Below are 16,506 nucleotides of genomic sequence, written 5' to 3' on the forward strand. Positions count from 1 at the left end.
GGCGCCGAGTCCGGCCAGCCGGTGCAGCGAGGCGATCGCCTGGGCCCGGTCGGTGTTGAACACGCCCAGCATGGTCTCCCCCATGTTGGCCGCCGAACCCCGGCGACACCAACGCCGACGCCCACGCCGCCCACGCCGCCCCGGCGACCGGGGGGCCCGGCCGGGGCCGCCCGGACCTCACCCGCGGCCCCGTGCTGCGCTCCGTCCTCGGCTTCGCCGTGCCCCTCACCCTGTCCAACCTCCTCCAGCAGACGTACCTGCTCGCCGACGGCGCCGTCCTCGGCCACTGGGTCGGCGTCGACGCCCTGGCCGCCGCCGGGGTCGTCCAGCCGGTCTACCTCCTCGCGGACGGCGTCTTCCTGGGCCTGACCACCGGCTTCGCCATCCGCCTCGCGCGCTTCACCGGCGAGCGCTCCCGGCGCGGCCCCGCGACCGTGGCCACCGCCCTGGCGCTGGCCACGGCGGTGTGGGCGGCGCTGTGCTTCCTGGTGGTCCAGGGCGCCGGCGACACCCTGCTGCGGCTCACCGGGGCGCGCGGCGCGGTCCTGCACGACGCCGGGGTGCTGCTGTCGACGCTCGGCTACGGCTTCCCGTCCGTGTTCGCGGTCTCCGCCGTCTTCGCGCTGCTGCGCGGCCTGGGCGACTCCCGCGCCCAGATGCGGCTGATGATCGGCAGCAGCCTGGCCAACGCCGTCCTGGCCTGGTTCTACGTCGTGGTGCTCCACCTGGGGGTGGCCGGCGCGGGCCTCGCGACGGTCACCGCCGCCACCGGCACCGCCGTCACCGGGCTGCTGCTGCTCCGCCGCCGGGGCGGGCTGTCCCCGCGCCGCTCGCTCGGCCGGGCGGGCGTGCGGGCCGAGGCGGTGGCCGGGCTGCGCCTGGGCCTGCCCGGGGCCGCCCAGCAGCTGCTGATCGCGCTGGGCATCGTGGCGCTGATCCGGATCGTCGCCCCGCTCGGCCCGTCGCTGCTCGCGGCGGTCACCGTGGTGGGCCGGCTGGAGTTCTTCGCCGCCACCGCGTTCCTCGACCTGTCCGGCGCGCTCACCGTCTTCGTCGCCCAGAACCTCGGCGCCGGACGGCCCGACCGGGTCCGCCGCGCCGTCCGCCGGGCGCTGCCCTTCACGCTGGCGCTGGCGCTCGCCGTCAGCCTCGCCGTCGTCCTGCTGCGCCCCGTGATCGCCGCGGCCGCCACCACCGACCCCGCCACCCGGGAGCTGGTGGAGCGCTACGTCCTGGTCACCTACCCGTGCTTCGCCCTGTACGCCGTCACGGCCGTCGTGCACGGCGCGCTCAACGGCGCCGGCCGCACCGTCGTGCCGCTGGTGTGCACCCTGGTGTCGTTCGTCGCCGTGCGCCTGCCGCTGTCGTACCTGCTGCGGGTGCGGCACGGCGCCGACGGCGTCATGTGGGCGGTCGACCTCGGCTGGATCGTCGGCGCGCTGTACACCGCGGTCGCCGTCCGCGGCCACCTGCGCCGCCGGCCGGCCGGGCCGCCCGCGCTGCCCGGGATCCCGTGGCGGCGGGTGCTGGCGCCGCTGCTGTGCGCCTGCGCCGTCCTGCTGGCCACCGCCGGCCGGTACGGCTACTTCCGCGACGAGCTGTACTGGCTCGCCTCCGCGCGCCACCTGGCCGCCGGCTACGACGACCAGCCGCCCCTGGTGCCGCTGATCGTCGCCGCCGAGACCTGGCTCGGCGGCGACTCGGTGCGGGTCGTGCGCATCGCGCCGATGCTGTTCGCGGTCGGCACCGCGCTGATGTCGGTGCTGTGCGCCAGGGAGCTGGCCGGGGCGGACGAGGAGCGCTCGCACCGGGCCCAGCAGATCGCCGCGGTCGCCGTCTCGGCCTCGGTGCTGGTGCTCGTCGAGGGGCACCTGTTCACCACCGCCACCTCCGGCCTGTTCTTCTGGTCGGCGGCGATCTGGCTGGTGCTGCGGTTCCTGCGCACCGGCGACCGCCGGCTCTGGTACGGCTTCGGCGCCGTGCTGGGCCTCGGGATGCTCAACAACGACACCATCGTGATGGTGCCGCTGTCGCTGCTGGTCGCCGCGCCGCTCACCGGCCGCGCCCGGCTGCTGCGCGAGCCCGCCGTCTGGCTGTCCGTGCTGCTGGCCCTCGTCATCGCCTCGCCGGACCTGGTCTGGCAGGCCGCGCACGGCTGGCCGCAGTTCACGATGGCCGGCCACCTGTCCACCTGGGCCAAGCGGTTCACCGCCCTGCCGCTGCAGCTGGAGGCCGCCACCGCGCTCAGCTGGCTTTGGGTGGTGGGCTGGCGGCTGACCTGGCGGGACGCCCGCTACCGGCTGCTGGCCGTCGGGTACGCGGTGACCCTGGCGATCGTGGTGGTCTCCGGCGGCAACTTCTACTACCCCATGGGCTGGTACCCGCTGCTGCTCGGCGCCGGGGCCGTCCGGCTGGCCGACCGCTGGCCGACCGGGCGGCGGTGGTTCGCCGCCTCCGCCGCGGCCGCCGCGGCGGTCACCCTCGCGCTGGGGCCGCCGCTGCTGCCGGTGTCCGTCTACCGGCACCTGACCGCGGTCAACCCCTTCAACGCCGACTCCATCGGCTGGGACCGGCTCGCCCGGGACGTGGCCGCGGTGGAACGCCGGCACCCCGGCGCCACCCTGCTCGCCGTCAACTACGGCGAGGCCGGCGCCCTGGCCCACTACGGTCCCGCCCTCGGCCTGCCCACCGTCTACGCCGACCACAACGGGTACCGCCACTTCGGCCGGCCCACCGGTGTCTCCGGCACCACCATCGCCGTCGGCTACGGCCCGCAGGCCCTGCAACCGTACTGGGACAGCTGCGTCGTCGCCGGGCACGTCGACAACGGCCGGGGCGTCCCCAACATCGAGCAGGGCCTGCCGATCCTGGTGTGCACCGGGCAGAAGTACTCCTGGGAGGAGTTGTGGCCGCTGCTCAAGCACTACGACTGACGTCCGGGGCCGCCGTCCCCGGGCCCGGGCCCGGGCGCGGGCCCGGGGCTCCGGGCGACGGCTCAGTCCCGGACGGCCTCGCGGTCGGCGGCCCGGGCGGCCTCGCGGTCGGCGGCCAGCACGATGGCGTCGAGCAGGCCCGGGAAGGCCAGCTCCAGTTCGTCCCGGCGGAGCGTGTTGATCTTCGAAGTGCCCTCGTAGTACTGCCGGATGACGCCGGACTGCCGCAGCACCCGGAAGTGGTGGGTGCCGGTGGTGCGGGTCACCGTGATGTCGAAGGTGCCGCAGGCCTTCTCGCCGGGCGAGCCCGCGATCTGGCGGACGATGCTGCGCCGCACCGGGTCGGCCAGGGCCTCCAGAACGCCCTGCAGGGTGATGTCCCGCGCCTCGGGGTGGTCGGTGATGCGTTCCTCGCTGCTCCGCGCGGCCACTTCGTGCCTCCCTGTTCGACTCGCGGTCCATCCTACGGCCGCTCCTTATGACGATGACCATCAACGTTTGACAGCCATCGTCATATCGGCTTCAGTGGAGACGCGGGGCGGCCAACTCGCGCTCTCCGCACCGATGTGACGTGCCGTCAGCCGTGCGCCCACGGCCCGGCCCGGCCCCGCACCCGCCCCGCTCCGCCCCGCCCGGGCCTCCACGAGGAGATCGATCAGCGATGGCAACTGCCGAGACCAGCACGGTGCCGACCGCCGGCGCCGAGGCGGGCCCGTCGAACGCGTCGAGCGGCCTGAAGATCGCCGCGCTGGCCACCGGCTTCGTGATGGCCACCCTGGACGTCACGATCGTCAACGTCGCCGGGGCGACGCTGCAGGAGCGGCTGCACGCCGGCCTGACCCAGCTGACCTGGATCGTGGACGGCTACCTCCTGTCCTTCGCCTCGCTGCTGATGCTGGCCGGCGGCCTGGCCGACCGCCGGGGCGCGAAGACCGTCTACACCTGGGGCATGGGCCTGTTCGTGCTCGCCTCGCTGGCCTGCGCCCTGTCCCCCTCGGCGGGGTTCCTGATCGCGGCCCGGATGCTCCAGGGGGCGGGCGCGGCGCTCTTCATGCCCAGTTCGCTCTCGCTGCTCGTCGCGTCCTTCCCGGAGAAGCGGCAGCGCACCCGGATGCTCGGCCTCTGGTCGGCGATCGTGGCCACCTCCTCCGGCATCGGCCCGACCCTCGGCGGCCTGATGGTGAGCACCCTCGGCTGGCAGAGCGTCTTCCTGCTGAACCTGCCGATCGGCGTGCTGGGCATGCTGCTGACCCGCCGGTTCATCGCGGCGACCGGGCCCAAGCCGATGAAGGTGACCGTGCCCGGCCACCTGCTCTGGATCGTCGGCCTGGCCTCGGTGAGCTTCGCGCTGATCGAGGGCCCGCAGCTCGGCTGGGCGGCGGGCCCGGTCCTCGCCGCGTACGCCGTCGCCGCGGTCACCGCCGCGGCGCTGGTGCTGCGGGAGCGGCGCACCGGCACCCCGGTGATGCCGTGGCGCCTGTTCGCCTCCCCCGGCTTCTCCGGAGCCAACCTGGTGGGCTTCTGCTTCAACTTCTCGCTGTTCGGCAGCATCTTCCTGCTGGGGCTGTTCTTCCAGCACGCCCAGGGGGCGAGCCCCTTCGTCGCGGGCCTGGAACTGATCCCGATCACGGTCCTGTCGCCGCTGGCGAACGTGGTGTACGCGCGGATCTCCGGCCGGTTCGCCAACGGCCCGCTGCTGACCGTTTTCCTGCTGGTCGCCGGCGTCTCCTCACTGGTCATGACCGCGGTCTCGCCCTCGACGCCCTACTGGCTGATCGCCGTCGGCATCGGCCTGGCCAACCTCGGCTCCGGGATCGTCTCGCCCGGCATGACCGCCGCCCTGGTGGACGCCGCGGGCCCGGCGCACGCCAACACCGCGGGCTCCGTCCTCAACGCCAACCGACAGATCGGCTCGCTGGTCGGCATCGCCGCCGTCGGGGTGGTGCTGCAGGCCACCTCCGACTGGGGCACCGGCGTGGGCGTCGGCTTCCTGCTGATCGGCGCGGTGTACGTGCTCGGCTCCGCGTTCGCCTGGCTGCTGGTGGCCCGCGCCGAGCGCGGGGAGCCCGCCGCGGCCTGAGCGTCCGGGCCGTTCGGGTCCTCCGGGCCGGGGGCGCTCACCGGCGCGCGGTAAGCGCCGCCTAGGCTTGGCCCGAACGAAACCGGACCAAACCGGACCGGGCCGCCCCCGGACCGCACCCGGACCGCCGCTCGCGCGGCCCCGGTCGGCGCGGACGAAGGCTCGGCATGGACGAAAGCGGGGCCGCCCGATGGGCGACGGCATGACGGGGATGCACCACCACGGAGGCGGACCACTCCCACCCTTCTCCTTCTCCCGGGCCCTGGAGTGGTCGCCGGACTGGCCCTACCTGGTGTTCTGCGCGCTCGCCCTCGGCCTGTACCTGGCGGGCGCCGTCCGGCTGTGGCGGCGCGGCGACAAGTGGCCGGTCGGCCGGGTGATCGCCTGGACGGCCGGCGTCGGCACCGTGCTGCTGGTCACCAACACCGGCCTGAACGACTACGGCATGGTGCTGTTCAGCGCGCACATGATGCAGCACATGGTGCTGTCCATGCTCTCCCCGATCCTGCTGCTGCTGGGCGGCCCGATCACCCTCGCGCTGCGCGCCCTGCGCCCGGCCCGCAAGGGCAGCGGCAAGGGCCCGCGCGAACTGCTGGTCGCCCTGCTGCACTCCACCTACGTGCGGGTGATCTCGCACCCGGCGTTCACCATCCCCGCGTTCATCGCCAGCCTGTACGTGCTGTACTTCACGCCGCTGTTCGACTTCCTGATGCAGTACCGGCTCGGGCACCTGGCGATGATGCTGCACTTCCTCGCCGTCGGCCTGCTGTTCTTCTGGCCGATCATGGGCGTCGACCCGGGCCCGCACCGCCCCGGCTTCGTGATGCGGATCATCGAGCTGTTCATGGGCATGCCGTTCCACGCCTTCTTCGGCGTCGCGGTGATGATGGCCTCCGGGCAGCTGGTCTCCACCTTCACCTCCGAACTGGCCCCGCTGGGCACCGACCTGCACGACGACCAGCAGCTGGCGGGCGGCATCACCTGGGCGTTCGGCGAGATCCCCACCGCGATCGTGCTGATCGCGCTCACCCTGCAGTGGGCCAAGTCCGAGGAGCGCCAGGCCCGCCGCCGCGACCGGGCCGCCGACCGCGACGGCGACGCCGAGCTGGAGGCGTACAACCAGTACCTGGCCTCGCTGGACAAGACCGCGAACCGGGCCGCCGGGTAGTCCCGTACGGCACGGCGACTGCGAACCGCGAACCGCCCGGAACGGCTCCCGTTCCGGGCGGTTGCGCGTTCGGGGTGGATCGCGGGTTCCGGGCGGGTTGCGGGTCGCGGGTTCCGGGCGGGTCGCGGGTTCCGGGCGGGACGGTCAGCCGATGCCCTGGCGGTCGGGGGTCAGCGCGAAGGCCCGGTTGTCCTCGTCGCGGACGGACTCGGCGACGGCGCGTTCGAGCAGCGCGCGCTGCAGCAGCAGCGGGGCGCGGCGCCGTTCGGGGGTGATCCGCAGCAGGTCGTCGAGGGCGGCGGCGAGGCGGCGGGTGACCTGGGGCTGGCCGGCGCCGCAGATCCGGACCTCGGTGAAGGCCAGGTCCACGGTGGCCTCCCAGCCCGGCACCGGCTGGACCAGCCGGACCGCGCCGTCCTTGTCGCGGTGGCGCAGCTCGCCGAGGTGGACGGGGGCGAGGACGGCGAGCAGTTGGTGGATCCGGTCGACGGCCTGGACGGCGGTGGTGGGGTCGTTGATCGCCGGGGAGAGCGCCCGGATGGCGATGTCGACGAGCTGGCGGAAGCCGAAGCTGAGGTCCTGGTGCATGGTGCGGTCGACGCCGACGTTCAGCGCGGTGGTGATCCGGCGCGGCCGGGGCGCGCTGCCGCCGACCACGACCACGGTCGGGGTGCCGGGCGCGATGAAGTCGCCGATCCGCGGCACCTGGTACAGCACCGCGTCGTGCCGCCGGGCGACCCGGATCAGCCAGCGGATGTTGACGTCCCGCAGGACGCCGCCGCGCCCCTCGTGCAGCAGCGTCGGCCCCTCGGGCACCGCGCCGGGCGTCGGGCCGAGCTCGGGGGCCAGCCAGCGGTAGTCCTGGAGCACGTGCAGGGACTCCCGGGTGACCCGGTCGATCACGTGCGGGACGCGCAGCAGGCGCATCGTGGCCTGCACGTACAGCACGAACAGCGCCAGGCTGAGCATCACCATGGCGAGCGCGACGATCGTGGAGACGATCGGGACGGAGACGGCGCGGGCCGGGTCGCTGGTGTCGTCGTAGCCGAGCTGGACCAGCAGGGTGTAGACGAAGGTGGCCAGGCAGGTGGCGAAGGTCGCCTTGATCAGGCGGCTGCGCACGTACAGGCGCAGCACCCGGGGGCTGAACTGGCTCGCGCCCATCTGCAGCGAGACCAGCGAGATGGAGAACACCACGCCGATGAAGGTCAGCATCGCCGAACTGACGGTGGAGACGACGCTCTTGGCGGCCGAGCTGAACGACAGCAGGGTGTCGGCGGTCTGCGCGGCGGACGCCTCGGCGAAGATCTCCCGGTCGAGCAGGTCGGTGAGCCCGGCGAGCAGCACCGCCCCGACGCAGGTCAGCAGCGGGGCGAACCAGAACGCCTCGCGCAGGTGCTCGCGCAGCGGCGACAGGGCCCGGTAGCGCGGCCTCCGGCGCGCGCCGGGGTACTGCGCGCCGTGCCGGCCGTCCGCCTGCCCGCCCTGTCCGCCGCTCTGCCCGCCCGCCTGCCCGCTGCTCTGCCCACCGCCCTGCCCGCTGCTCATCGGGTCAGGCTAACGGCGGGTGGGGGCGGTGCCCGGGAGGGACGCGGGGGCGGCGGGGGTCTTTCCCGCGGATGCGATGATCCGGAAACGGGTGGAACGGGTAGATCGTCCGGACGGGGGCGGCGTCCGGCCGTCCGCGACGGAGAGGAGCGGGCATGGACGCCGAAGTGCAGAAGGCCGTCACCGGGCTGGACGAGACGCGGGACAGGCTCCGGGACGAGGTGGTCGCCCCGCTGCGGGCCGGACGGAGCAGGCTCCCGGAGGCGGACGAGCACTCCCTGCTGGGATCGCTGGCGGCCGTGGTGGAGTCGTTGCACGAACTCGCGGACACCGTCGTCGAACGTCAGTACAACAACCGGTTCACCCGATCGGCACGCACCCACCTCGAAGACGCCGCGGATCTGCTGCGCGACCGTGAGAAGGAGTTGGGGCGGAACGCCTGACACCGCCCCCGCACGTCAACGCGTGGTGTGCGCAACGCCGTTGGCGTGCGGGGTCTGACCGGTGAGGCGGCGGGCCCCGGGCGGGGCGAGGAAGTGCGCGGCGGCGGCGGTGTCCTCGACCGTGCCGGGGCGGCCGCCGTGGGTCTCCTCGGTCAGGGCGCGGCGGCGCTCCGCGGGGAGGCCCCCGCCGAGGGAGCCGGTGCCCTCGACGCAGCCCGCCGCGATGACCTTGCGGCCGGCCCCGCGGGGCGCCGACTCGGCCGACAGCGCGGCGTTCCGGGCCGCGCGGGCGCGACCGGTGCCGCCGTCCCCTCCGGCGACGGGCACGGTACGGGGCACCGCGTCCTTCTGCGGTTGCGACTGCTACGTTTAGCACTAAACATAGTCGAGGAGCAGCAGGAGGCAAGCCCATGGCCGAACCGACCGGCGGGGACGAGGACGAGAGCGCGAGCGGGGGCGACAGCGCGAGCGAGGCCGGGGGCGGGGCCGGGGCCGGGAGTTGGGCGCCGGAGGCGCACTCGGCGGCGGCGATCGCCGCCGCCTGGCAGCGGGAACGGCCCGGGACGCCGACCGACTCGATCGAGATCGTCACGCCCGTCTGGCAGCTCGCCAAGCTCTTCGCGGACGACCGCAACCGGGTCCTGCGCGCGGCCGGGATCGACGCGGCGACGCTCGACCTGCTGGCCGTCCTGCGCCGCGCCGGGGCCCCCTACGAACTGACCACCCGCGAGCTGACCCGCCGGACGCTGGTCACCGCCGGAGCGATCTCGCAACGGGTGGCGCGGGCCGAACGGGAGGGCCTGGTCCGCCGCTCCCCCGCCCCGGAGGGCGGACGGGCCGTCCTGGTCGCCCTGACCGCCGAGGGCCACGCCCTGGTCGAACACTCGGTGGACGCCGTCCTGGGCCGGGAGGCCCAACTGGTCACCGGCCTCTCCCCCTCCGAACGCACCGCGCTCGCCACCCTCCTCGACCGCCTGCTCGCCGACCTGCACGGACGGATCGGCCGCGAGCCGGAGTGAGCCGACACCCCCGGGCGGGGCCGGCCGCTTGAGCCCGGCGCGGCTCCCCGGCGCCGAAGATGCCGCCGACGGCGCCCGTCACGTCGGCGCGCGCCCCGGATCCGGAGCGGGGACGGCGATCAGGGACCGACCGGGAGCAGGGCGCCGCCGGTGAGGTGGAGCAACTCCTCGGCAGTGGTGGGGAACACCGTGTGCGGGGTGCCGGCCGCGGCCCAGACCCGGGGGTAGTCGGTGAGCGCCTGGTCGACCACGGTCGGCAGCGGGCGGGGGTGGCCGGTGGGGGCGACGCCGCCGATGGCCTGACCGGTGGCCTCCCGCACCTGCTCGGGAGTGGCCCGGCGCAGCGGACCGCGTCCCCAGCGGACGGCGAGGGCCGCGGTGTCCACCCGGTGACGGCCGCTGGTGAGGACGAGCACGGGCTCGCCGTCGGAGAGGAAGACCAGGCTGTTGGCGATCGCGCCGACCTCGCAGCCGAGCGCGGCGGCGGCCTCGGCCGCGGTGCGGGTGGAGTCGGAGAGCTCGCGGACGGTGCCGGTGATCCCGGCGGCGGCGAGGGCGGCGGCGACCTGGGCGCTGCGGGCGGGGAGGGTGACGGCGGGGGGCGCTGCTGGTTCCACGGGGACTCCTCGGGGTGGCATCGGATTGCGCGCGTTCCACGGGCGACCTGTTCCATATATGGAACGTTCCATCTGTGGAACGATAGCCCGCATGCGAGCACCAGATCAACCGGCGCCGACCAGCAGGGAGCTCTCCGCCCGGATCGGGCTGCGCCTGCGCGAACTGCGCACGACCCGCGGCCTCTCCCTCTCCGAGCTGGCCCGGCTCTCGGGCGTCGGCAAGGCCACCCTGTCGGGGCTGGAGTCGGGTTCGCGCAATCCGACCCTGGAGACGCTGTACGCCCTGACCACCGCGCTGGGCCTGCCACTGAGCACCGCGCTGCAGGAGCCCGAGCGCGGGCCCGGGATCTCGGGGCAACTGCTGGACGCCGTGCTACTGGAGCAGTACGAGGACGCGGCGGCGGTGTGGGAGACGTACCGGATCCGGATCCGGCCCGGCGGGGTGCGGCAGTCGGCGGCGCACCCGGCGGGGACGGTGGAGCACCTGATCGTCCTCTCGGGCACCGCGCTGGTCGGTCCCGCGATGTCACTCGTCACGGTCACCGCGGGCGGGCACCACACCTGGGCGGCGGACGTGCCGCACTGCTACCAGGCGGTGGGTCAGGACGTCGAGGCGGTGCTGGTGGTGCGCCACCCGCACGAGTGAGGGTGGCGGCGGACGTCAGATCAGCGGCACCTGCGGCTGGTGGGCGGTGACGTGGACGGTGCCGGAGGAGCGGTCGAAGCGGACGCCGTAGCCCTCGGCATTCGACGTCCAGGAGTAGTCCCGGGTGCTCTCCCAGGTCGCTCCGGCCGGTGCGAAGGCGGCCAGCGCGTGCGGGGTGCGGCCGTCGGCGACGGGGCGGTCGTGGTCGCGGAAGGGCGGCGGCCCGGACGGTACGACCTCCTTGCCGAGGAGCAGTTGCGCGACCTGCCCGGCGGGCAGCCGCAGCAGCGCGTAGGCCATGGCCTCGCCGGGCGCCCGGAGCGCCGGGTGCGCGGGGCCGGGGGCCTCCAGGACCCAGTGCGCCTCCTCGATCCTCCCGAGCCGGTCGAACAGCCGGGCCATCGGTTCGGTGTCGGTGCGCACGCCGGTGGAGACCAGGCTCGAACCGGTCTCCTCGAACTGCCTCTCGTTCTCCGCCCGTTCGCGCACCCCGTAGCCGCTCGGCAGGGCCATCGTGAGGGCGGCCCCGACCGCCCGGGGCCCGACGGTGACCCCGACCGCCCCCGCCAGTGCGACTCCCAGCAGCGTCCGTCTTCTCAAAACCCCTCCTGCGTACGGTGATCGGCCCCATGCTGTCGCACCGGCCGGGCCGCTCCGTCCGCCCACGGGAGGATCCGGGGCGGCGGGCGTACCCCCGCAGGCCGAGGCCGGACCGGACCGATCCGGGTATTGATCATGATCCGGTCCGCGTGCGATCCTCTCCGGTCGAGTCCGCCGCGCCCGCGGCGGCCGGAGCTGGCGAGGGGGAACGGGTGACGGGTACGGGCTGGGAGCCGCGGACGGTGGTCCGGGCGGACGTCGAACTGCACTGCCGGGACTGGGCGGGCGATCCGGCCGGGCGGCCGGTGCTGCTGCTGCACGGCCTGGCGGGGCACGCGGGCGAGTGGGACGCGCTGGCGGGGGCGCTGGCGCCCGGACACCGGGTGGTGGCGGTGGACCAGCGCGGGCACGGGCGTTCCACCCGGCGTCCGGCGAGCGTCGGGCGGGAGGCGTACGTGGCCGACGCGCTGGCCGTCGCGGACCGGCTCGGACTGGAACGGCCGCTGCTGGTCGGGCAGTCGCTCGGCGGCCACACCGCGCTGCTGGCCGCCGCCGCGCACCCGGACCGGTTCGGCGCCCTGGTGCTGGTCGAGGCCGCCGCCGGGCGTGCCGAGGACGCGCCCGAGCAGATCGGCGGCCTGCTGCGGAACTGGCCGCTGCCCTTCCCGGACCGGGCCGCCGCGGTCGGGTTCTTCGGCGGCGGACCGGCCGGCGAAGCCTGGGCGGACGGCCTGGAGCAGCGACCGGACGGCTGGTGGCCGCGCTTCGACACCGAGGTGATGGTCGACTCGATGGCCCCGCTCGCCGCCCGCGACCACTGGGACGACTGGGCCGCGCTGACCTGCCCGACCCTGCTGGTGCTCGGCCGCCGCGGCATCATCCCGCCCGCCGAGACGGACCGGATGCTGTCCCTGCGCCCGGAGGTCCGGGCGGTCAGCCTGCTGGCCGCCGGTCACGACGTGCACCTGGATCAGCCGGCCGAACTGCACCGCCTGATCGCCGAGTTGCTGCGCGACGTGTCCGCCCCCTGATTCCGTACGACCTGCGCGGCCTGTTCACCGCCCGCCCGGTGCTCGCCGAAGGCTGGGGCCCGCGGCCCGAGTTGGCCGGGCTGCCCGCGACCGGCTGGTAGCCGAGGACGCGGTGCGCGCCGCCCGTCGGCCGGGCGTGCCCGTCATCGAGGTGGACGGCAGCCGGGGCGCCCCGGCGGTGGCCGCACCGGTCGCCGAGTGGTCGCCCCCTGGCCGGGGGCCCGACCGCACCGGCCCGGGCGGCGGGCTCAGCCGAGCAGCAGGGTGGCCTGCGGGAAGCGTTCGCCGGGGAGCGGGGCGCGCAGCGTGCGGGCGGTCTCGGTGAGCCCGGCCGAGCGGAAGAGCCCGGCGAGGGTGTCCACCGGCCAGCAGTGGGCGGTGGCGACCTTGTGGTCGAAGGGGACGGGGCGGTCGGTGTCGCCGAGGGCGGGGTCGGCGGCGAAGAAGCCGGTCAGCAGCAGGCCGCCCGGGGCCAGGACGCGGCGCAACTCGGCGATCACAGCGGGGAGTTGCGCGGGCGGAAGGTGGATCAGCGAGTAGCGGGCGAGGATCGCGCCGAGGCTGCCGTCGGCGAGCGGGAGCGCCGTCAACGTGCCCCGCAGGAAGGGGTGTTGCGGGCGGGCGAGGCGGGCCTGGGCCAACATGCCGGCGGAGAGGTCCAGCCCGAACGCGCGGACGCCGAGCCCGGCGAGCAACTCGGTCGCCTCTCCGGGGCCGCAGCCGAGGTCGCCCACCGGGAGGCCGCGCTCCGCCACCGGGGGCGCCGCGACCAGCTGCCGGATCGCCGCCAACTCGGCTCCCTTGCCCGCGAGTTCACCCCGGAAGAGGGTCGCGTACAGCTCCGCCACCCCGTCGTACGCCGGTCCGACCTCGTCGCACACCGGGCCGCTGCCGTCGTGCGTCGGCCCGCCCCCGTCACCCGCCGCCCCCGTCGTCCCCGTCGTCATCGCCGCCGTCCCTCCCACCGTCACCCCCGCGCCCGTGCTCCGGAGGCCCCAGCCAACCACAGCTGCGGGCGGGCTCGAAAACGTGTTGCGGGTGGACGGGGTGGGGTGCCTAGACTCCGGGCATGGCCGTCGTCGCGATCTCTCGCCGATTTACCGGCCCCCCGGCTCCCGATGGGTGCCGCAGGGGGCGGGTTCGGTCGCGCCGGTAGGGAGTTCGGCGGATCGGGTCGACCCGGCGGCGGGTCGTGCCCAGGGGCCGGGGGGTGTGGTGTCCCCCTCTACCCCCCCGTCGCGATCCGTCGCGATCCGTCCCGTCTGGAGCACGCCATGTCCGTCCTTCCTGCCGCCGGTGCCGCCGCCGTCCGCCTCCTCTCCCCCGAGCAGCTCGCCCGTGACCTCGCCGTCCGCGACCTGACCGACCCGGCCGCCGGGCCGCACGCCCTGCAACTGGTCGTCGAGCGCGCGGTGGCGGCGCTGGCCGCTCGCTGGGACTGCCCGGTGCGGGTGCACCGGGGCGAGCGGGTGGTGAGCGTCGCCGACAACTACGACCACCTCAACTACCGTGCGGACGACGTCACTCGGGACGCCCGCTACACCCGCTACGTCGACGGCCGGCGGATGCTGCGCAGCCACTCCAGCGCGCTGGTGCCGGGCGCGCTGCGGGCGCTGGCGGCCGAGGGGGCGGGGGCGCCGGAGCGCGTGCTGCTGGTCTGCCCCGGCCTGGTGTACCGGCGCGACAGCATCGACCGGCTGCACAGCGGCACCCCGCACCAGCTGGACCTGTGGTACCTGACCCGCGGCCCGGTCCCGGCCGGACCGGAGGACCTGACCGGGATGATCGCCGCGCTCGCGGGCGCGCTGCTGCCGGGCGCCGGGTACCGCACCGAGGAGCGCGTCCACCCGTACACCCTGGCGGGGCGTCAGCTGGACGTGGCGGCGGGCGGGGACGACGGCGCGTGGGTGGAGGTCGCCGAGTGCGGGCTCGCGCACCCCGGGGTGCTGGCCGGGGCCGGGCTGGGACCGGAGTGGAGCGGGCTGGCGCTCGGCATGGGCCTGGACCGGGTGCTGATGCTGCTCAAGGGCGTCCCGGACATCCGGCTGCTGCGCTCCGCCGACCCCGCCGTGACCGCCCAACTCACCGACCTGGCCCCGTACCGGCCGGTCTCGGCGCTGCCCGCGGTCCGCCGCGACCTGTCCGTCGCGGTGGACGGCGCCGACCTCGCCGAGGACCTCGGCGACCGGGTCCGGGACGCCCTCGGTGCGGACGCGGACTGCGTGGAGAGCGTCGAGATCCTCTCCGCCACCCCCTGCCGCGACCTCCCACCGCAGGCGCTGGCCCGGCTCGGCGCCCGCCCCGACCAGCACAACCTGCTGGTCAAGGTCGTCCTGCGCCCGCTGGAACGCACCCTCACCGACGCGGACGCCAACCTGCTGCGCGACCGCGTCCACGCGGCCCTGCACCAGGGCACGGTGCACCAGTGGGCGTCCACCCCCGCCGGCCCCGCCGAGCCCGCCGGCCCGGTCGGTCGGCTCCGGTAGGACGGGGCGGGGGCGCGGCTCCGGGGTGGGGCCGTCGTCCGCTGCGGGAAGTGACGCTAGTTCCCGGTGATGCTAGTTCCCGTAGCGGGCGACGCGCTCCTGGAGGGCGGCCTTCACCTGCGGCCACTCGTCGTCGGTGATCGAGAAGATCGCCGCGTCCCGCAGGGCGCCGTCCTCGCCGGGGGCCCAGGAGCGCGACCAGTTGCGCAGGACGCCCTCGAAGCGGGCGCCGACGGAGGCGATGGCGGCGCGGGAGCGTGCGTTGCGGGCGTCGGTCTTGAGGTCGACCCGGCGGACGTTCCACTGCTCGAAGGCGTGCCGGAACAGCAGCAGCTTGGACTCGGCGTTGACGCCGGTGCCCTGGGCGGAGGCGGCGAGCCAGGTGAAGCCGACCTCGACGGCGTACAGCACGTCGGTGTCGGGCAGGGTCCGCGGCTCCCAGAAGGCGGTGGCGCCGACGGCCCGGCCGGTGGCCAGCGAGATCTGCGCGTACGGGGCGAGCCGCCCGGTGGCGACCCGTCCGTGCTGGGTGGCGATGTAGTCGGCGACCTCGTCGGCGCGCGGCACCCAGGTGAACCCGTAGCTGCCCCGGTTCTCCTCCGCGGCCTGCGCCAGCTCCGCCGCGTGCCGCTGCTCCAGCGGTTCCAGCCGCACCCTGGTCCCCTCCAGCACCGGGCCCTGAAGTCGGTACGCCATGTCTGCTCCCCTCGCAGGTGCGGCCGTCCCCGCCGGTCCACGGTCCGTTCGCGGAGCGCCCGCAGTGATCGTTTGGCAGCAGCGAACCGGGTACCCGCCGGCACGTCAACGGAGTTTCGCCCTCCGGACGCCAACTCCCTTGCCCAAAAGGTATTTTGTACTCTTGTCGCTGCACGACATCTCTTGCACGTTCCGGCATGGCCGACGAACTCCCCAGGGGAGGCCCGGGAGTTCAACGCGCAACTGCTGGCCCGGCCGGGAGGCGGGCGGCCGGGAGCGGCGGGGCCGCTCCCGTCCCAGGGCGGTCCCGCCGCTCCCGGGGCAGGGGGTGAACTGTCAGGATCCGTTGGGGAGTTGGGCGAGGGTGGCGAGGAACTCGGTTTCGGCGGCGGTCTTGTCGAGGCCGAGGGCGGTGAGGATGCCGTCGCCGTCCTCGTGCTCGATCAGGGCGAGCAGCAGGTGCTCGGTGCCGATGTAGTTGTGGCCGAGGCGGAGGGCTTCGCGCATGGTGAGCTCCAGCGCCTTCTTGGCGCCGGCGTCGTAGGGGACGAGTTCGGGGGCGTCCTCGACGGCGGGCGGGAGGGCGGCCAGGGCGGCCTCCCGGACGGTGTCGAGGGTGATTCCGCTGGTGACGAGGTAAGCGGCGGCGAGGCCGTCGGGTTCGGCGAGCAGGCCGAGCACCAGGTGCTCGGTGCGGACCTCGCCGTTGTGCGCGTCCTTGGCGGCCTGGTGGGCGGCCATCACGACGTTGCGGGCGCGCGGGGTGAAGCGGTTGAAGCCCTGCGCGGTGTCGATCTCGGTGACCTCGCCGGGGTCCTTGGGGACGAAGCGCTTCTGGGCGGCCTGCCGGGTGACGCCCATGCTGCGGCCGATGTCGGTCCAGGAGGCGCCGGAGCGGCGGGCCTGGTCGACGAAGTGGCCGATCAGGTGGTCGGCGACGTCGCCGAGGTGGTCGGCGACCAGCACCGCGCTGGAGAGCTGGTCGAGCGCTTCGGGGTGCGTCTTCTTGATGCCCTCGATCAGGTCGTCGAGCCGGACGGAGGGCTTCTTCGATCCAGTGGTGTCAGCCATGAGGCAACCTTAGGTTGACAGTCGAGTATCGTCAACCCAAGGTTGACACTCGTCCGTCGGCCCTGGTTCGAGTGCTGCCGGTAGTCCGCGGGCACCACCGGCGGGCACTGACACCTGCGGCACTGACACCTGCAGCACTGACACCGGTGGCGCGCCCGGGCCCGAAAC

General features: G+C 74.8%; 16 protein-coding genes. 8 read left to right on the forward strand and 8 right to left on the reverse strand.

Annotated elements, in window-relative coordinates:
* Nucleotides 1-191 precede the first annotated feature (191 nt).
* On the forward strand, nt 192-2,933 hold the full coding sequence (locus ACWEO5_RS34055) for an MATE family efflux transporter (RefSeq protein WP_452165978.1): 2,742 nt from the start codon (nt 192-194) through the stop codon (nt 2,931-2,933).
* A 62-nt stretch (nt 2,934-2,995) separates the two neighbouring features.
* Here the strand turns inward: ACWEO5_RS34055 and ACWEO5_RS34060 are convergent, their stop codons facing one another.
* On the reverse strand, nt 2,996-3,364 hold the full coding sequence (locus ACWEO5_RS34060) for an ArsR/SmtB family transcription factor (protein ID WP_452165979.1): 369 nt from the start codon (nt 3,362-3,364) through the stop codon (nt 2,996-2,998).
* 230 nt (nt 3,365-3,594) lie between these two features.
* Here ACWEO5_RS34060 and ACWEO5_RS34065 point away from each other — a divergent pair, with 230 nt between their 5' ends.
* Nucleotides 3,595-5,013: an MFS transporter gene (locus tag ACWEO5_RS34065; protein ID WP_452165980.1), complete on the forward strand. Its 1,419-nt coding sequence runs from the start codon at nt 3,595-3,597 to the stop codon at nt 5,011-5,013.
* A 211-nt stretch (nt 5,014-5,224) separates the two neighbouring features.
* Nucleotides 5,225-6,181 (forward strand): cytochrome c oxidase assembly protein, encoded by a 957-nt coding sequence (locus ACWEO5_RS34070; RefSeq protein ID WP_452165981.1) that lies wholly within the window; start codon nt 5,225-5,227, stop codon nt 6,179-6,181.
* 144 nt (nt 6,182-6,325) lie between these two features.
* Here ACWEO5_RS34070 and ACWEO5_RS34075 read toward each other — a convergent pair whose 3' ends face one another.
* The gene (locus tag ACWEO5_RS34075) at nt 6,326-7,729 is read right to left on the reverse strand and encodes a DUF2254 domain-containing protein (protein WP_452165982.1); all 1,404 of its coding nucleotides are present in this window, start codon (nt 7,727-7,729) and stop codon (nt 6,326-6,328) included.
* A gap of 155 nt (nt 7,730-7,884) precedes the next feature.
* Between ACWEO5_RS34075 and ACWEO5_RS34080 the strand changes: the two genes are divergently transcribed.
* Entirely contained in the window at nt 7,885-8,172 is a 288-nt protein-coding gene (locus ACWEO5_RS34080) for a hypothetical protein (protein WP_452165983.1), read from the forward strand.
* A 15-nt stretch (nt 8,173-8,187) separates the two neighbouring features.
* On the opposite strand, the gene ACWEO5_RS34085 is transcribed toward ACWEO5_RS34080, so the two are convergent.
* Entirely contained in the window at nt 8,188-8,511 is a 324-nt protein-coding gene (locus tag ACWEO5_RS34085; protein ID WP_452165984.1) for a hypothetical protein, read from the reverse strand.
* A gap of 71 nt (nt 8,512-8,582) precedes the next feature.
* Here ACWEO5_RS34085 and ACWEO5_RS34090 point away from each other — a divergent pair, with 71 nt between their 5' ends.
* A complete protein-coding gene (locus ACWEO5_RS34090; RefSeq protein ID WP_452165985.1) occupies nt 8,583-9,191 on the forward strand; it encodes a MarR family winged helix-turn-helix transcriptional regulator in 609 nt (202 codons plus the stop codon).
* Between the two features lie 119 nt (nt 9,192-9,310).
* Here the strand turns inward: ACWEO5_RS34090 and ACWEO5_RS34095 are convergent, their stop codons facing one another.
* On the reverse strand, nt 9,311-9,808 hold the full coding sequence (locus ACWEO5_RS34095) for a YbaK/EbsC family protein (protein WP_452165986.1): 498 nt from the start codon (nt 9,806-9,808) through the stop codon (nt 9,311-9,313).
* A gap of 91 nt (nt 9,809-9,899) precedes the next feature.
* Here ACWEO5_RS34095 and ACWEO5_RS34100 point away from each other — a divergent pair, with 91 nt between their 5' ends.
* Nucleotides 9,900-10,454 carry a helix-turn-helix domain-containing protein gene (locus ACWEO5_RS34100; RefSeq protein ID WP_452165987.1) on the forward strand — a complete coding sequence of 185 codons (555 nt, stop codon included), beginning with the start codon at nt 9,900-9,902 and terminating at the stop codon, nt 10,452-10,454.
* 15 nt (nt 10,455-10,469) lie between these two features.
* On the opposite strand, the gene ACWEO5_RS34105 is transcribed toward ACWEO5_RS34100, so the two are convergent.
* Nucleotides 10,470-11,054, reverse strand: a complete 585-nt coding sequence (locus tag ACWEO5_RS34105; protein WP_452165988.1) for a hypothetical protein — start codon at nt 11,052-11,054, stop codon at nt 10,470-10,472.
* A gap of 212 nt (nt 11,055-11,266) precedes the next feature.
* On the opposite strand from ACWEO5_RS34105, the gene ACWEO5_RS34110 reads away from it, so the two are divergent.
* Nucleotides 11,267-12,085 carry an alpha/beta fold hydrolase gene (locus ACWEO5_RS34110; RefSeq protein ID WP_452165993.1) on the forward strand — a complete coding sequence of 273 codons (819 nt, stop codon included), beginning with the start codon at nt 11,267-11,269 and terminating at the stop codon, nt 12,083-12,085.
* 248 nt (nt 12,086-12,333) lie between these two features.
* On the opposite strand, the gene ACWEO5_RS34115 is transcribed toward ACWEO5_RS34110, so the two are convergent.
* On the reverse strand, nt 12,334-13,032 hold the full coding sequence (locus tag ACWEO5_RS34115; protein ID WP_452165989.1) for a class I SAM-dependent methyltransferase: 699 nt from the start codon (nt 13,030-13,032) through the stop codon (nt 12,334-12,336).
* A 327-nt stretch (nt 13,033-13,359) separates the two neighbouring features.
* On the opposite strand from ACWEO5_RS34115, the gene srmL reads away from it, so the two are divergent.
* Entirely contained in the window at nt 13,360-14,571 is a 1,212-nt protein-coding gene (srmL, locus tag ACWEO5_RS34120) for a PheS-related mystery ligase SrmL (protein WP_452165990.1), read from the forward strand.
* Nucleotides 14,572-14,643: 72 nt separating this feature from the next.
* Here srmL and ACWEO5_RS34125 read toward each other — a convergent pair whose 3' ends face one another.
* Together ACWEO5_RS34125 and ACWEO5_RS34130 are read right to left on the reverse strand one after the other, a co-directional pair.
* A complete protein-coding gene (locus ACWEO5_RS34125) occupies nt 14,644-15,267 on the reverse strand; it encodes a GNAT family N-acetyltransferase (protein ID WP_452165991.1) in 624 nt (207 codons plus the stop codon).
* Between the two features lie 336 nt (nt 15,268-15,603).
* The gene (locus tag ACWEO5_RS34130) at nt 15,604-16,338 is read right to left on the reverse strand and encodes a Clp protease N-terminal domain-containing protein (RefSeq protein ID WP_452165992.1); all 735 of its coding nucleotides are present in this window, start codon (nt 16,336-16,338) and stop codon (nt 15,604-15,606) included.
* Nucleotides 16,339-16,506 lie beyond the last annotated feature (168 nt).

The organism is Kitasatospora sp. NPDC004272, from assembly GCF_053603035.1.

Bases quoted from the DNA above. Each gene is read 5' to 3' on its own strand.
- ACWEO5_RS34130 (WP_452165992.1), bottom strand. From the start codon at position 16,338: ATGGCTGACACCACTGGATCGAAGAAGCCCTCCGTCCGGCTCGACGAC.
- ACWEO5_RS34065 (WP_452165980.1), top strand. From the start codon at position 3,595: ATGGCAACTGCCGAGACCAGCACGGTGCCGACCGCCGGCGCCGAGGCG.
- ACWEO5_RS34115 (WP_452165989.1), bottom strand. From the start codon at position 13,032: ATGACGACGGGGACGACGGGGGCGGCGGGTGACGGGGGCGGGCCGACG.
- ACWEO5_RS34090 (WP_452165985.1), top strand. From the start codon at position 8,583: ATGGCCGAACCGACCGGCGGGGACGAGGACGAGAGCGCGAGCGGGGGC.
- ACWEO5_RS34070 (WP_452165981.1), top strand. From the start codon at position 5,225: ATGCACCACCACGGAGGCGGACCACTCCCACCCTTCTCCTTCTCCCGG.
- ACWEO5_RS34080 (WP_452165983.1), top strand. From the start codon at position 7,885: ATGGACGCCGAAGTGCAGAAGGCCGTCACCGGGCTGGACGAGACGCGG.
- ACWEO5_RS34100 (WP_452165987.1), top strand. From the start codon at position 9,900: ATGCGAGCACCAGATCAACCGGCGCCGACCAGCAGGGAGCTCTCCGCC.
- ACWEO5_RS34075 (WP_452165982.1), bottom strand. From the start codon at position 7,729: ATGAGCAGCGGGCAGGGCGGTGGGCAGAGCAGCGGGCAGGCGGGCGGG.
- ACWEO5_RS34125 (WP_452165991.1), bottom strand. From the start codon at position 15,267: ATGGCGTACCGACTTCAGGGCCCGGTGCTGGAGGGGACCAGGGTGCGG.
- srmL (WP_452165990.1), top strand. From the start codon at position 13,360: ATGTCCGTCCTTCCTGCCGCCGGTGCCGCCGCCGTCCGCCTCCTCTCC.